Origin of the sequence: Streptomyces sp. NBC_01232 (assembly GCF_035989885.1) — a bacterium.
Taxonomy (GTDB): domain Bacteria; phylum Actinomycetota; class Actinomycetes; order Streptomycetales; family Streptomycetaceae; genus Streptomyces.
Genome location: NZ_CP108518.1, coordinates 7,894,280 through 7,909,591 on the forward strand (window position 1 = coordinate 7,894,280; position 15,312 = coordinate 7,909,591).

Genomic DNA, 15,312 nt, shown 5'->3' on the forward strand with positions numbered 1-15,312 from the left:
CCCACTTACCTCTCCAAGGAGTTACGGATGCCCGATCCTGGGCCTTCCCCTCTGCAGTCGAGCCTGCCCGCCGCCGTGGCCTCCTTCGGGGCCCACGTTCTCGCCAACACCCTCGCCGCCGGCGTCGAACCCCCGTCCGGCACCGGGCCCGCCCGTCCTGCGCCGCCCGCCCCGCCCGCTCTTCCCGCGGGGCCGCCCGCACTGACCCCCGCGCCCGCACCCGTACCCGTACTCGACGAGGGTGCGGCCGCGGCCGCCGCGCCGCAGCCGAGCCCCGCCCTGGCGCGGATCCTGCGCGGACCCAGTGGACTGGGCACGGCGAGCCTGCACTGGGGCCGGAGCGAGGAGCCCGCGGCGCCCTCGGCCACCGGGACACCGGGTGCGCCCACGCCGGCGGCCGGCCGTCCGATCCCGGGCCTCTACCACCACCCGGTGCCGGAGCCCGATCCGGCGCGGGTGGAAGAGCTCAGCCGCAGGATCAAGGCCTGGGCCATGGACGAGGTCGCGTTGTACCCGGAGGACTGGGAGGACCAGTTCGACGGCTTCTCCGTCGGGCGCTACATGGTCGCCTGCCATCCGGACGCACCCAGCGTCGAGCACCTGATGCTCGCCACCCGGCTGATGGTCGCCGAGAACGCGGTCGACGACTGCTACTGCGAGGACCACGGCGGTTCGCCCGACGGCCTCGGCGGACGCCTGCTGCTGGCCCACACGGCCCTCGACCCGCTCCACACGACGAAGGAGTACGCGCCGCAGTGGGAGGCGTCGCTGCTCTCGGACGCGCCACGGCGCGCCTACCGCTCCGCCATGGAGTACTTCCTCCAGGCGACCACTCCCTCGCAGGCCGACCGGTACCGGCACGACATGGCCCGCCTGCACATGGGCTACCTCGCCGAAGGGGCCTGGGCGCAGACGGAGTACGTCCCGGAGGTGTGGGAGTACCTGGCGATGCGGCAGTTCAACAACTTCCGCCCCTGCCCCACCATCACCGACTCGGTCGGCGGCTACGAACTGCCGGCGGACCTCCACGCGCAGCCCGCCATGCAACGGGTGATCGCGCTCGCCGGCAACGCCACCACCATCGTCAATGACCTGTACTCCTACACCAAGGAACTGGCCAGTCCTGGACGCCACTTGAACCTGCCGGTAGTCATCGCCGAACGCGAGGGCTGCTCCGACCAGGACGCCTATCTGAAAGCCGTCGAGGTCCACAACGACCTCATGCGCGACTTCGAGGCCGCGGCCGCCGAGCTGGCCGTCACCTGCCCCGTTCCGACCGTGCAGCGCTTTCTGCGGGGAGTGGCCGTATGGGTCGACGGCAACCACTACTGGCACCAGACCAACACGTATCGCTACAGCCTGCCCGATTTCTGGTAAAGATGGGAATTGTTCATGACTAGCACCGATCTCACCGCCGCCACCGGTACCTCCTCCGTGTTCATCCCCAGCCCGGTGACTCCCTACCAGGGGGACATCGCCCGTTACTGGGACCACGAGGCAAGGCCCGTGAACCTCCGCCTCGGCGACGTCGACGGCCTTTACCACCACCACTACGGCATCGGCGACATCGACCACGAGGCCCTCGGCGACACCGCGGACAGCGCATACGAGAAGAAGCTGATCGCCGAGCTGCACCGCCTGGAGTCGGCGCAGGCCGAACTCCTCCTCCAGCACCTCGGCCCCATCGGGCGCGACGACACCCTCGTCGACGCCGGCTGCGGCCGCGGCGGCTCGATGGTCATGGCCCACCAGCGCTTCGGATGCAAGGTCGAGGGCGTCACCCTGTCGGCCAAGCAGGCCGAGTTCGCCAACCGGCGCGCCCAGGAACTCGGCATCGAGGACCACGTCCGGGCCCGCGTCTGCAACATGCTCGGCACGCCGTTCGAGACCGGACAGGCCGCGGGCTCGTGGAACAACGAGTCGAGCATGTACGTCGACCTGCACGACCTCTTCGCGGAGCACTCCCGCGTCCTCGCCGTCGGCGGCCGGTACGTGACCATCACCGGCTGCTGGAACCCGCGTTACGGCCAGCCCTCGAAGTGGGTCTCGCAGATCAACGCGCACTTCGAGTGCAACATCCACTCCCGCCGCGAGTACCTGCGCGCGATGGCCGACAACCGTCTCGTCCCGCAGGCCGTCATCGACCTGACCCCCGAGACCTTGCCCTACTGGGAGCTGCGGGCCACGTCCTCCCTGGTCACCGGCATCGAGGAGGCGTTCATCGAGTCGTACAAGGACGGCTCCTTCCAGTACGTCCTGATCGCCGCCGACCGCGTCTGACCGAGCGCGGCCTCGCCGGGCCGGGGCCGTCGTCCGACGGCCCCGGCCCTTCGGGCTGTCCGGGGACCTCCCGGGCGTCCCGGACCCGGTCAGTCCACGAGCACGCCGGGGTTGAGGATGCCCCGCGGATCGAGTGCCCCCTTCGCGGCCCGCAGTGCGAGGGCGAAGGGCTCGGGGCGCTGGCGGTCGTAGCCCGGGCGGTGGTCCCGGCCGACGGCGTGGTGGTGGGTGATGGTGGCCCGGTGGCGGTGCAGGACCTCGCTCGCGACGGCCTTGAGGTCGTCCCAGACGGCCAGCTCGTCACCGGGCCGGCCGGCCGCCAGGACGGTGAAGTAGGGCGCCGCGCCGTCCGGGTACACGTGCGTCAGGCGGCAGTTGACGGTCGCCGGGTGTCCGGTGGCCTTCAGTGCCGCCTCGCCGACCTCCCTGCGCACGTCGTCGATCAGGGCGGGGATCCGGTCCCAGGTGGCCGCCGTCTCGAAGGTCTCCGCGACCGCGCCCATCCGGGCCAGACCGTCCCGGAGGTAGGGCATCCGCAGGAACGCCGAGCGCCAGGCGCTCACGGCCGCGTCGCCGTCCGGGGACTCCTCGCGGCCGCCGCTCCCGTCCGCCCCGCCGTACCGGCCGCCGTGCGAGCGGGCCAGCGCGACGGCCCGTTCCAGTCGGCCGGTCACCGGCTCGTCCGCCGACTCGAACCCGAGGACCAGTACGGAGCTGCCGTCGTGCGCGGCGCCCGACAGCGCGGCCTCACCGGAGTCCAGCAGGCGGCAGTTGGCGGGGGAGAGGTCGGACTGGGCGAGGGCGCGCACCGCCCGGAGCGCGTCCTGGAAGTCCGTGAAGGCGACCGCGGCGGACGCCTTGTGGCGGGGGCGTTCCTGCAGGCGGACCCATGCCTCGGTGATGACGCCGAGGGCTCCTTCGGAGCCGAGGAACAGGCGGTCGGGAGAAGGGCCCGCCCCGGAGGCGGGCAGCCGCCAGGAGCTGCTGGTGCCGGCCGGGGTGACGACCCGCAGCGACTGCACGAAGTCGTCGATGTGCGTACGGCCGGTGGCGTAGTGGCCGCCCGCCCGAGTGGCCAGCCAGCCGCCGAGGGTGGAGAACTCGAAGCTCTGCGGGAAGTGCCGCAGGGTGAGGCCGTGGGGGCGCAGCTGATCCTCCAGGCTCGGCCCGAGGGTGCCCGCCTGGATGCGCGCGGCCCGGCCCTCGGTGTCGACCTCCAGGACGCGGCCCATGGCGGTCAGGTCCAGCGACATGACGGCCCCGTGGGCGTCGCCGCGGTATTCGACGCCCCCCGAGACCGAGGAGCCGCCGCCGTACGGGACGACGGCGACCTGCCGCTCACCGGCCCAGTCCAGCAGATCGGCGACGTCGCGGTCGCCGGTGGGGCGGGCGACGAGGTCGGGGATGCGGCCGGGGCGTCCGCGCAGGGCGCGCACCACGTCGCGGTAGGCCTTGCCCATGGCGTGCGCGGCGCGGTCCCCGGGATCGGCGCTGACCAGGTGGGCGAGGCTCCGCGGGGGCTCTGCGGCGGGGCCGGCGATGCCCAGGTCGCCGACGCGGGGCACGGGGAGCGGGCGGCTGAGCGTGCCGGGGAGCAGGGCGCCCATCGCGGCGCATTCCGCGTCGTCGGGATGCGCGTCCGTCCAGCCCCAGCCCCACCAGGAACGGGTGCGGGACGTCGGCTGCGGGGTGGTGCCGGCCATGGCGGCGCTCCAGGGGTCGAGGTAATTTACCTAGCGGTAAATTACCTACTGATAATATCCACTCATGGCAACCCCTTCCTCGAATTCCTCCAAGGCCGGCACCAAGGGAGTCCCGCGGCAGCACCGCCGCCGGCAGATGCTGGAGGCGGCCACCGAGGAGTTCGGCACCCGCGGCTTCGCCGCCGCGTCGCTGCCCGCGATCGCCGCGCGGGTGGGTGTCACGAAGACGCTGCTGCACCAGTACTTCGGCACCAAGGAGGACCTGTACGTCGCCTGTCTGGTCCCCGTCGGGGACCGGCTGCTGGAGACGGTCCGCGCGGCGATGGGCGAGGGCGGGACCGCGCCGCACACCCCGCTGCGCGTGCTCCACGGCATCTTCACCGCCCTGGAGGGGCAGCGGGAGGCGTGGTTCGTGCTCTACGACACCACCCTGCCGCCCGGTGGCGAGGCCGTCCGCCGGGCCTCGGAGTACTGGGCGGCCATCGACCGGCTCGCCGCCGGCGGCACCGCGGAGCTGCTGCGCGCGGCCGGATCCGCCGACCCGCTGGACGCGGACGCGCTCAAGTACGTCTGGCGGGACCTGGTCGCCACCCTCGTCCGCTGGTGGGTCAAGCACCCGGAGCAGACCCCGGAGGCCATGACGCAGCGGTGTGCCCGCCTCTTCGCGGCCGCCGCCACCCTCACCCCGGACGGGCGTTCCGGCTGAGGGCCGCCAGGCCTGCTGGGCCTGCTAGGCCGGTGCGTCTTTCGCGGCCTTGAGCTTGCGCCAGACGGTGCCCAGCGCCTCCAGGTCCCGCTCGTCGAGGAGCTCGGTGAAGACCGGGGCCAGGGCCTCGCGCCGGGTGGCGTCGGCCTCGGCGAACACCGTACGCCCCGCGTCCGTGAGGGAGACCTCGACCGACCTGGCGTCGCGCGCCGAGGGGGTGCGGGTCACCAGGCCCCGGGTCTGCAGGGCGTCGACGACGCGGGAGACCTGGCTGCGGCTGAGCAGGGTGCTGTTGCCGAGTACGGAGGCGGGCACCGGCTCGGGACTGGAGGCCAGCCACAGCATGACCTCGAACCATGACACGGGGAGGTCGTGCGCCCTGACCAGGGCGCGGTCGACGCGGTCGGTCATGACCGTGCCGGCCCACACCAGCCCGTAGAAGGCGTAGTCGGCCGCCGGCTTCTCGGTTTCGGTGAGCTTCTTCGGCATGTCGGCAGTCTAGAGCTTGCGTGCGCACGCACATAATTTTATGGTGTGTGTGCACGCACATAAATCACCCTTCGTGAAAGGCCTCGTCATGTCGACCATCCCCGCCACCCCCGGCACCCCCTCCCGCACCGTCCTGATCACGGGCACCTCCTCCGGCATCGGCCTGGCCGCCGCGATCGCCGCGGCCCGCGCGGGCTGGCGGACGATCGCCACCCTGCGTGACACCGGCCGCGCCGACGCCCTGCGCAAGGCGGCCGCCGAGGCGGGCGTCGACATCGACATCCGGCAGCTCGACGTCGTCGACGCGGACTCCGTCGCCGCCGCCGTGGAGGGCGTGATCGCCGACTACGGCCGGCTGGACGCCGTCGTGAACAACGCCGGCGCCGGGCATGTCGGCACCCTCGAACTCGAAACCGTCGCGGACGTCCGCGAGGTCATGGAGGTCAACTTCTTCGGCGTGCTGAACGTCTCCAAGGCCGCAATGCCGCACCTGCGGGCCACCGGCGGCCGCCTGATCGCGGTCACCAGCGTCGGCGGCGTCATCGGCCAGCCGTTCAACGAGGCCTACTGCGCGGCCAAGTTCGCGGTGGAGGGGTACATGGAGAGCCTGGCCCCCGTCGCGAGCGCCGTCGGCGTCAGCGTCTGCGTCATCGAGCCGGGCGCCGTGGCGACCGAGTTCGTGAACAACATCGGCCTGGACCTCGAAGCCCGTATCGCCGCGGCCGGCCCCTACTCCGACGCGCTGCGCCACTACGTCGAGCGCACGGTCGGCCGGTTCCTGGACGGCGCGCAGACTCCGGACGGTGCGGCCGAGTCCGTCATGGAGGCGCTCACGGTCGACCGGCCCGCGTTCCGCATCCAGACCTCGCAGTGGGCCCGCGATTTCACCGGCAACAAGCTGGCCGACCAGGACGGCTCCGCGGTCGTCGGCATGACCGGAACCTGGGTCGCCTGACCCGCCGACCTGTGCTCCGCGCGGAACCGGGTCATCATGGCCAGAGGTGGACGAGTCCCCCGTGCGGTCCCCGGACCGCGCGCGGTGGCCCGCCCCCGGTCGGGAGGTGACCCGTACGCATGGACGAATCGCGCAGAGCCTGGTTCATGATCGGCGTTGTCATCGCCGTCATCCTGCTGGACCTCATGGCCATCATCCTGATGAACGCACTCGGGTGATGGCCGTGTGACGGTACGCCGCCGCTCCCTGTGCTCCACGGTGCGGCGGCGCCCGTCCGTGCCGCGCGAGGGGGTCGGCACATCTCGCCGGTCGGGCCGTCGTCCCGCCGCCGCTTCCATCTCTGACATTCAGTCAATTTTCCTTGCCTTCAAGGCTTTTACGATCCTTCACCACGCAAGGTACGGAGTCTGTCCGGCCCCTTGCTGTGCCGCTCCGGTTCGCGAATGATGCTCCCGGCGTGTCGGTCGACGGTGCTCGGTCCTGATCTGGCCGCCACCCTCGCACCCGGCGGCCAGGAGGCCTGTTTTGCGGACGAACCGTCACATCAGGAGAGCGACCATGGTCGTCGGTGCCGCCCTCGCGGTGGTGATCGCCGTTCCCCAGACGGCCTTCGCGGCGCCGCCCCCGGCGCTCCCCGGCAAGGCCGAGGCGATCGAGCTGACCTACCAGCCGGCCTACGACTACGACACCGACGGCTGCTACCCGACACCCGCCATAGGACCGACCGGAGTTCTGAACGGCGGACTCAAACCGACCGGCGCCCTCAACGGCAACTGCCGGGACGCCTCGGACCTCGCCAACACCAACGGCTACTCCCGCTGGACCTGCAACAACGGCTGGTGCGCCGTCGTGTACGCGCTCTACTTCGAGAAGGACCAGGCCCTGCCCGGCATCGAGCTGGGCGGCCACCGCCATGACTGGGAGCACGTGGTCGTGTGGATCCAGGGCAACGAGGCCAAGTACGTCGCGACCTCCGCCCACGGCGACTTCAACATCCACTCGCGCGATCAGATCCGCTGGGACGGCACCCACCCCAAGATCGTCTACCACAAGGACGGCATCGGCACGCACTGCTTCCGTGCGGCGAACACCAACGACGAGCCGCCCGAGAACCACCGCCGGGCCTGGCAGTTCCCCACGCTCGTCGGGTGGTCGGGCTACCCGGCGACCTTGCGGGACAAGCTCACCCAGGCGGACTTCGGCAGTGCGCACTTCGGGCTGAAGGACGGCTCGTTCGCGTCCCACCTGGCGGAGGCCAAGCCGGCCGGCATCCCCTTCGACCCGTACCAGTAGCGCCCGGTGCGCCACACGGGCACCGGCCCCGCTCCGAGCGGGACCGGTGCCCGTCCGGCGTGTCGTCAGCCGCCCCAGATCCTGCGGTACGCCTCGCGGTACCCGGACGGGTCCCAGGACGTGGCGCCCTTGCTGTTCCCGGCCGTGGCGACGTGCACGGGCGCCACGTACCCGCTGGCGGGCCCGCCGCTGAAGGCGCGGTTGAACTCGTCGATGATCTGCCAGCCCTGCTGGTTCAGCGGTTCGGGAACGGTGGCGGCCTGGTACTGCTCGCTGTTGATGCGCTGGAAGGCGGAGGGGTCCCCGTCGCCCGCGCCGATGTTGAAGGGCGGCCCGGAGCCCGGCTTCCCCGCCGCCCGCAGGGCCGGGGCCGCGTCGGCGAAGTACAGGTCGTTGATCGCGGCCGAGTACGTCCAGTCGTCCTGGAAGCGGGAGAGCAGCGAGGAGACCGTCTGCGGGGTACGGCTTCCGGCGTCCGGGATGGGGATGTTCTCGTAACTCAGCAGCCGTACGCCGGAACAGGTGGCGAGCTGTTTGCGGATCAGCTCGGACTTGTTCCTGGCGAACGGGATCGAGTCGTCGGTGAAGAGGACGACTCCGGCATCGCCCCGGGAACGGGCGATGATCCAGTCCGCGCTGATCCTCGCCACGTCCTCCACCTTCGTGGTGATGTTGGTGAACAGCTTGGGCTTCGTACTCGGGCCGGGGGTGCCCACCGCGTGCCAGCCGATGACGGGGACGTCCGCGGCTTCGGCCCGCGCCATCTGCCGCGAGGTCAGCTGGGGATCGAAGCCGCCGATGACGATGCCCGAGGGCCTCAGCGTGATGGCCTGGCTGAGCGCCGCCTGGATCCCGGCGGGAGTGCCCTCCCCGTCGATCACCCGGACCTGCCAGCCGATGGCCTTCGCGGCCTCCTCGACGCCCTTGGCGACGCCCGCGACACCGGGGTTGGTCATGGTCTGGGCGACGTAGACGATGGACTTGCCGGGCACCGCGGCGGGGCCGGTCGTGGGGCCGTGCCAGGCGGTGTCGGTGTTCTCGGCCTGCGCGACGGCCGAGATGGCGCTCGCGAGGGCGGTGGGGCAGCCCGCCGCGGGAGGCGCGGCGCCGGTCGGGACGCCGTTCCCGCAACCTGCGACGAGGGCGGCGGCCGCGGTCAGCAGTGCGGCGGTCGTGAGGGGAGTCCTGCGGTGCGGGGCCATCGGGTACACGGTGCTCCTGACGCGGTGCGCGTACGAACTTCCTAGGGGGTGTCCTTCGTCGGTGCGGCGGACGGCTCTGCGGGCGGCCGGCCGGACGGGGTGGCGCCGACCCGCAGCCGGCGGCGGGCGGAGTAACCGGCCAGGCCGACGGCGATGAGCAGGGTGGCGCCGTTGAACAGCGGCGTGGCCCAGAAATCGGCGCCGAGCTGGCCGATGCCGGCGAGCCCGATGGCGAGGACGGCGACGGCCACGACGGTGCCGAGGGCGTTGACGCGGCCGGGTTTGATCGTCGTGGACCCGAGCAGGGCGCCGACGAAGGCGGGCAGCAGGTAGTCGAGGCCCACGCTCGGGTTGCCGGTCTGCTGCTGGGCGGCGAGGAGGACCCCGGCGAGCCCGGCGACCAGGCCCGATCCGGCGAAGGCGTAGACGGAGTACCGGTGGCTGGGGATGCCGATGATGTCGGCGGTGCGCCGGCTGGAGCCGATGACGTACATGTACCGGCCGAGCGGCAGCCGTTCCAGGACCACCCAGAGCGCGGCCGCGAGGGCCAGGACGTAGTAGGCGGGCAGCGGCAGGCCGAGGAACCGGGAGTCGTAGAGGCCGGTGAAGGCGGCGGGCAGGCCGTCCGGGCCGGGGACGATCCGGGAGCCGTCGGTGATCCAGCCGGTGGCGGCGTACATCATGCTGCCGGTGCCGAGCGTGGCGATGAAGGAGTCGATCCGCACGTACTCGACGATGACGCCGTTGAGGACGCCGACCAGTGCCCCGCCGAGGACCACGGTGAGGCAGGCGAGCGGCCAGGGCCAGCCCGTGTGGACGATCAGCTGCATCACCATCACGTGGGCCAGGCCGAGGCCGTAGCCCATGGACAGGTCGAACTTGCCGGTGGCGATGGGGATGGTCGCTCCCAGCGCCAGGATCGCGGGGATCGACTGGTTGAACAGGATCGAGGAGACGTTGTCCCGGGTGGGGAAGGTGCCCGGCAGGACAAGGGAGAAGACCAGGAAGAGCAGGACGGCGAGGGCCACCAGGCCGTAGGTGCCGATGTGGTGACCGCGCAGGCGGTCCAGCAGGGTTCGCGGCGACGGCGACGGCGACGGCGAGGGCGGCATGGTCATCGGTCCGTCGCGGTGCCGGTGATCGCGGGCATGGCCGAGGCGGTGCGGGTCAGTTCGGCGACGGTGAGGGTCGCACCGCTCAGCTCCGCGCTCACGGTCCCGCGGACGAACACCAGCGCGCGGTGGCACACGTCCGCGACCTCCTCGAAGTCGGTGGAGATGAGCAGGACCGCGAGGCCGGAAGCCAGGGCGTCGTCGAGCAGCCGGTGGATGCCGGCCTTGGCGCCCACGTCCACCCCGGCGGTCGGCTCCTCGAGGATGAGCAGGCGCAGGTGCCCGCGGAGCCACCGGCCGACCATGACCTTCTGCTGGTTGCCGCCCGACAGGGTGGCGATCGGCACCTCGCTGTCGCGGGGGTGCACCGAGAACCGGTCGATGAGGGCGGCGGCCTCGGCGCGCTCGCGGCGGGGGCTGATCCAGTGCGTCGCCGGCCTGCCGGACGCGCGGGGGTTCGCCAGGAAGTTCTCCCGTACGGTCAGGTCGGCGGCGCAGCCCTCCTCCTGACGGTTGGCCGCCACGAGGCCGACGCCGCATGCGAGAGCGGCGTGGACCGTACGGGGGTGGTAGGGCCGCCCGGCGAGCCGTACCAGCCCGCCCCGGACCGGCCGCGCGCCGGCGAGGGCGCGCCCCAGCTCCATGTGGCCGGCACCGGTCAGGCCCACCATGCCGAGGACCTCACCGGCGCGCAGGTCGAGGCTGATCTCCCCGGTGGACACGGTCCGCACCCGGTCGAGGCTCAGGAGGGGCGCGCCGGTGTCGGCCTCTCTGGCGGCGGACGGTGTGGCGGGCGGTGTGGCGGGCGCCCGGCCCGCCGGTGTGTGGCCGACGATCGCCCGCACGAGACGGGCCGGGCTGTGGCCGGCGAGCGGGCCCCGGTCGACGAGCCGTCCGTCGCGCAGGACGGCGAAGGTGTCGGCGACCTCGTAGACCTCGTCGAGCCGGTGGCTGACGTAGAGGATGCCGTGCCCGCGGTCGCGCAGGGTGTGCAGTACGTCGAAGAGCCGCGCGCAGTCCGCGGCGGGGAGGGTGGCGGTCGGCTCGTCGAGGACGATGAGCTCGGCGCGGGTGGCCAGCGCGCGGGCGATGGCTACGAGCGAGCGCTCGGCGGGGGCGAGGCCGGTGATCCGGGCGTCGGCGTCCAGATGGCCGGCGACGATCCGCAGGGCGGCGTCGCAGCGCTCCCGGGTCCGCCGCCAGGAGATCAGTCCGCGGCGGCGGGGGTAGCCGGTGCCCAGGGCGATGTTCTCGGCCACCGTCATCCACGGGACGAGACCGAGGTCCTGGTGGATGAAGGACATGCTCCGGGCCGCCGCGTGGCTGCCGAGGGGATGGCCGGCCACCGTGACCTCGCCCTCGTCGGCGTGGTGGACCCCGGCGAGCACCTTGATGAGGGTGGACTTCCCGGCCCCGTTGGGGCCGAGCAGCGCGAGGACGCTGCCGCGGTGGATGTCGAGGTCGACGGAGGCGAGCGCGACGGTGCCGCCGAACCGCTTGCTCAGGCCGCGCATCCGGACCAGGGGTGCGGCACCGGATCGCGAGGATGGACTCGCCCAGGTGTCGGGAGCGTCATGCACAGACTTCTCCGGGGGTCGGCCTCCGAGTTCTTCCCGACGGTACGGGGCACTCTACGGGGATATGGGCGTCCGTTCCCGGCATGTCGCCGCGCCCTGTGACCCCGATGGGCGAACGATCGGGGGTCAGGCCGCGGCCAGGGTGCACTCCGCCCAGATGACCTTGCCCTCGGTGGTGTAGCGGGTGCCCCAGGCCTCGGCGAGCTGCGCGACGAGGAACAGGCCGCGGCCGCCCTCGTCGGTGGTGGCCGACAGACGCATGCGCGGGGCGCTGCTGCTGGCGTCGTGCACCTCGCAGATCAGGTTGCGGTCGTGGATGAGGCGTACCCGGATGGGCGCGGTGCCGTAGCGGACGGCGTTCGTGACCAGCTCGCTGAGCAGCAGTTCCGTGGCGAACGCGGACTCCTCAAGCCCCCACCGGCTCAACTGGCGCACGGAGGCGGCGCGGACCTCGGAGACGAGGGCCGGGTCGGCGGCCAGGTCCCAGGTGGCGATCCGGTCCGGGGGCACGGCGTTGGTGCGGGCGACGAGGAGCGCGATGTCGTCGCAGGGGTGGTCGGGTGCGACGGAGTCGAGGACCGCCTGGCAGGTCTCCTCGGGGGCGCGGTCGGGGTGGGCGAGCGCGCGGTTCAGCGCGTCGAGGGCCACGTCGAGGTCGCGGTGGCGGTCCTCGATGAGCCCGTCGGTGTACAGGACGAGCTGGCTGTGCTCGGGGAGCCGCAACTCGACCGACTCGAAGGGCAGGCCGCCGAGGCCGAGCGGGGGACCCGCGGGCAGGTCGAGGAGCGAGACCGTGCCGTCGGGCCGGACCAGCGCGGGCGGCGGATGGCCCGCCCGGGCCATCGTGCACTGCTGGGAGATGGGGTCGTAGATGGCGTACAGGCAGGTGGCGCCGACGATGCCGGTGCTGCCGGAGCCGGGCTGGTCGCCGCCCTCCTCACGGTCGAGGCGCACCATCAGGTTGTCCAGGTGGGTGAGGAGCTCGTCGGGAGCGAGTTCCAGTTCGGCGAAGTTGCGGGCGGCGGTGCGCAGCCGGCCCATGGTGGCGGCGGCGTGCAGTCCGTGGCCGACGACATCGCCGACGAGGAGGGCGACGCGGGCGCCGGACAGGGGAATGACGTCGAACCAGTCCCCGCCCACCCCCGACTCGGCGGGCAGGTAGCGGTGGGCCACCTCGACCGCGCTCTGTTCGGGGAGGCCGCGCGGGAGCAGGCTGCGCTGCAGGGACAGGGCGAGGGTGTGCTCGCGGGTGTAGCGGCGGGCGTTGTCGATGCAGAGGGAGGCGCGGGCGGCGAGCTCCTGGGCCAGCGAGCGGTCGTCGTCGCCGTAGGGGGCGGGGTCCTGCGAGCGGTAGAAGCAGGCGACGCCCAGGATGGCGCCGCGGGCGAGCAGGGGGACCGTGATGAGGGAGTGGATGTTGTGCGCGAGGAGCAGTTCGGCGTGTGCGGGATCCTGGGCGATCCAGCCGAAGGCGGCCTTCAGATCGGGCTCCAGCACGGGCTGGCCGGTGGCGACGGCGCGCATGTGGGGCGTGGTGGGGCGCAGGCTGACCCGGGCGCCCACCGGGTAGAAGGGGCAGTCCTGGCGGATTCCGTGGACGACCGTGCGGTGCATCTCGGTGGTGGGGCGGGGGGACTCCTCGCCCAGCAGTACGGCTTCGGGGAGGTCGATGGTGACGAAATCGGCCAGTCTCGGGACCGCGGTCTCGGCGAGCTCCCAGGCGGTGCGGCTCACGTCCAGCGTGGTGCCGATGCGGTTGCTGGCCTCGGCCAGCAGTTCCAGACGCCGCCGCGCAGCGACGGCGTACTTGCCCACCTCGGGCTCGCCCACCAGCACGAGCCCTCTGACCCTGCCCCGGGCGGGGTCGCCGGACGGCTCGCCGGCCGGCCCGTCGGCGCGCGCTGCGCCGTGTACGCGGACGGTCGCGGGGCCGGGACCGGGGGTGACGAGGGGGTGCGGTCCGGGCGGCGCGGCGGCCGGGGCGTGGGTGTGGTCCGGGCCGGGGGCGTGCCGCTCCGAGTCCTCGGGGAGCAGCGCCTCGACGACCACGCCCTCCACCCCGGAGGCACTGGTCACGGGGCGGCTGACCAGAGTGACCCATCGGCCGCGGGACAGGGGCACCTCGGCGGCGGCCCGCCGGTCCGCGGACATCAGCTCCGTGGCCTTCTCCTTGAGGGTCGTCTGATCGCTCTGCTCCAGTTCGCTCTGGAGGAACTCGTCCATGCCGACCGGGTGTCCGTTGAAGCCGTACTCGCCGGTCCGGGCCAGGCTCGCGGCGTCGAGGTAGGCCTGCAGCAGGCCGTGCTCGCGAGCCGAACTCTGGTCCATCAGCCGTCGTTCGATGGCTTCGGCGGCCTTGCGCACCACGGGGATCAGCGCCGGGTCCGCCTCGGTGTACGGGTAGCCGAGGCACAGGACGCCCTGGATGTGCCCGCTGAGCTGGTCGCGCAGGGGGATGGCGGTGCAGGCGCTCGACTGGGACCGCTCGGCGAAGTGCTCGGCGCCGTAGACCTGGCACAGTCGCCGCTCCGCGAGGGTGAGCCCGATGCCGTTCGTGCCGGCGACCTGCTCGGCGAAGACGAACCCGGGAACGATCTGGATCGGGGGGAGCTGCCTGAGCATGGACTTCTCGCCGAAACGGCGGGCGAGCACCATGCCGTGACCGTCGGCGAGACTGATGTTGGTCCGGCTGCCCGCGAAGATCGACTGGAGCCGGTCGAGCACGGGCTCGGCCGCCCGCAGCAGGGGACCGTCCGGGTCGATGTCCTGCTTGAAGGGGAGATCCAGCTGGTCCGGCGACAGCCCCAGCAGACGGCTGCGCTGCCACGAGCTCAGGATCGGACTTCTCACGCTCCCCTCGACGGACTCGCCCTGCAGGAACCGGTCACGAAAACGCACGGGGCCGATGCGGTCCCCGACGACCCCCATGTGCATCACTTCCCCTCACCGGAGCACCCTCGATCGCCAGATTTGAGTATATTCCTCACGTTTCGGCAATGAGCAGGGGAGCGAAGGGAACAGTGCCGCCTTCACAGGATCGCGACCGGATTGACGGGCGAACCCGTCCCGCCGGGCACGTTCAGCGGCGTCACGACGAGCATGAACGCGTACCGTCCCGCTTCGGCGCAAGCGGCGGCCAGCGGTTCCAGGTCGAGGTTGTCCAGCAGCGGTACGCCCATCGCCGCGACCGCCAGCGCGTGGACGGGGGAGTGCAGCCCCTCGACCGGGGAGGGCCGTACGTCGCTGTCCCCGTCGGCGCCGAGCAGTGCGACGGCGCGCTCGGCGAGCAGGGGCACGGCGTCCACGTGCCAGCCCGCGCTCGCCACGTCGGGGTTCCAGGGGCCGAGTTCCCGGCGCCTGCGCAAGGCTCCCGAGCGCAGCAGCACCGCATCGCCGTCGCCGACGGTCACGCCGAGTGCCCGTTCCGCGGCGACGAGGTCCCGCGCGTGCACCGCACGCCCCGGTTCCAGCCATTCGATCCCGAGGGCGGCGGGCAGGTCGATCAGGACGCCCCGCGTGACCAGCGGGCCGAGTGCCGAAACGGAGCCGAAGCGGGCTCCCGCGGCATCGACCTCGTCGCGCGCCGCGCGGCCGCCGTACAGTCGCCCCCGGTAGGCGACGTGTGACAGCGCGTCGAGGTGGCTCACCCCCTTGCCGTGGTAGTCCACGGCGAGGAAGTCCTTGTAGACCGACGGCTCCGGTGGCTCCACGTCCCCCAGCTCCGACATGTGGTGCAGGGCGGGCTTCGTGTTGTCAGGCCCGGGGCGGGTGTCCCAGGGCCTGCCCAGCGGGACGACCGTGCCGGAGCGGGCCGTGGCGGTGGCCCTGCGCACGTGCTCCGCCGTCACCCGGTTCCAGGCGCCGCGATCGGCCGCCGCCCACCGGCCCCACGTACGGACCGTCTCGAACAGCGCGTCGAAGTCCTCCCGGGAGACGGCGGGCCCGTTCGCGGGGCCCTCGGCGGGGTTGCTGCCCATGTGCCCAGTGTCCGGCGG

Annotated in this window: 12 protein-coding genes; 5 read left to right on the forward strand and 7 right to left on the reverse strand. The window is 72.5% G+C overall.

All coding sequences use genetic code 11. The features are described 5' to 3' along the window. The first annotated feature begins 27 nt into the window (after positions 1-27). Positions 28-1,377 carry a family 2 encapsulin nanocompartment cargo protein terpene cyclase gene (locus OG444_RS36275; protein WP_327266108.1) on the forward strand — a complete coding sequence of 450 codons (1,350 nt, stop codon included), beginning with the start codon at positions 28-30 and terminating at the stop codon, positions 1,375-1,377. A 15-nt stretch (positions 1,378-1,392) separates the two neighbouring features. Beyond that, positions 1,393-2,280 (forward strand): geranyl diphosphate 2-C-methyltransferase, encoded by an 888-nt coding sequence (locus OG444_RS36280; RefSeq protein ID WP_327266109.1) that lies wholly within the window; start codon positions 1,393-1,395, stop codon positions 2,278-2,280. 89 nt (positions 2,281-2,369) lie between these two features. On the opposite strand, the gene OG444_RS36285 is transcribed toward OG444_RS36280, so the two are convergent. Next, positions 2,370-3,983, reverse strand: coding sequence for an FAD-binding oxidoreductase (locus tag OG444_RS36285; RefSeq protein ID WP_327266110.1), 1,614 nt, complete (start codon positions 3,981-3,983; stop codon positions 2,370-2,372). A gap of 64 nt (positions 3,984-4,047) precedes the next feature. Between OG444_RS36285 and OG444_RS36290 the strand changes: the two genes are divergently transcribed. Next, positions 4,048-4,689: a TetR/AcrR family transcriptional regulator gene (locus tag OG444_RS36290; protein WP_327266111.1), complete on the forward strand. Its 642-nt coding sequence runs from the start codon at positions 4,048-4,050 to the stop codon at positions 4,687-4,689. Between the two features lie 24 nt (positions 4,690-4,713). Here OG444_RS36290 and OG444_RS36295 read toward each other — a convergent pair whose 3' ends face one another. Further along, positions 4,714-5,178, reverse strand: a complete 465-nt coding sequence (locus OG444_RS36295; RefSeq protein WP_327266112.1) for a MarR family winged helix-turn-helix transcriptional regulator — start codon at positions 5,176-5,178, stop codon at positions 4,714-4,716. Positions 5,179-5,266: 88 nt separating this feature from the next. Here OG444_RS36295 and OG444_RS36300 point away from each other — a divergent pair, with 88 nt between their 5' ends. Together OG444_RS36300 and OG444_RS36305 are read left to right on the forward strand one after the other, a co-directional pair. Beyond that, on the forward strand, positions 5,267-6,133 hold the full coding sequence (locus OG444_RS36300) for an SDR family NAD(P)-dependent oxidoreductase (protein ID WP_327266113.1): 867 nt from the start codon (positions 5,267-5,269) through the stop codon (positions 6,131-6,133). Between the two features lie 558 nt (positions 6,134-6,691). Then, positions 6,692-7,426: an NPP1 family protein gene (locus OG444_RS36305; protein WP_327266114.1), complete on the forward strand. Its 735-nt coding sequence runs from the start codon at positions 6,692-6,694 to the stop codon at positions 7,424-7,426. Between the two features lie 65 nt (positions 7,427-7,491). On the opposite strand, the gene OG444_RS36310 is transcribed toward OG444_RS36305, so the two are convergent. From OG444_RS36310 to OG444_RS36330, 5 genes are all read right to left on the reverse strand, one after another. After that, positions 7,492-8,628, reverse strand: coding sequence for a substrate-binding domain-containing protein (locus tag OG444_RS36310; protein ID WP_327266115.1), 1,137 nt, complete (start codon positions 8,626-8,628; stop codon positions 7,492-7,494). A gap of 41 nt (positions 8,629-8,669) precedes the next feature. Continuing rightward, a complete protein-coding gene (locus OG444_RS36315) occupies positions 8,670-9,746 on the reverse strand; it encodes an ABC transporter permease (RefSeq protein ID WP_327266116.1) in 1,077 nt (358 codons plus the stop codon). Next, complete coding sequence (locus OG444_RS36320; protein ID WP_442810706.1) at positions 9,743-11,320, reverse strand: sugar ABC transporter ATP-binding protein; 1,578 nt, start codon at positions 11,318-11,320, stop codon at positions 9,743-9,745. The genes OG444_RS36315 and OG444_RS36320 overlap by 4 nt, the downstream gene beginning before the upstream one ends. Positions 11,321-11,443: 123 nt before the next feature. Beyond that, a complete protein-coding gene (locus OG444_RS36325; RefSeq protein WP_327267040.1) occupies positions 11,444-14,245 on the reverse strand; it encodes a SpoIIE family protein phosphatase in 2,802 nt (933 codons plus the stop codon). 101 nt (positions 14,246-14,346) lie between these two features. Further along, entirely contained in the window at positions 14,347-15,294 is a 948-nt protein-coding gene (locus tag OG444_RS36330) for a cyclase family protein (RefSeq protein ID WP_327266118.1), read from the reverse strand. Positions 15,295-15,312 lie beyond the last annotated feature (18 nt).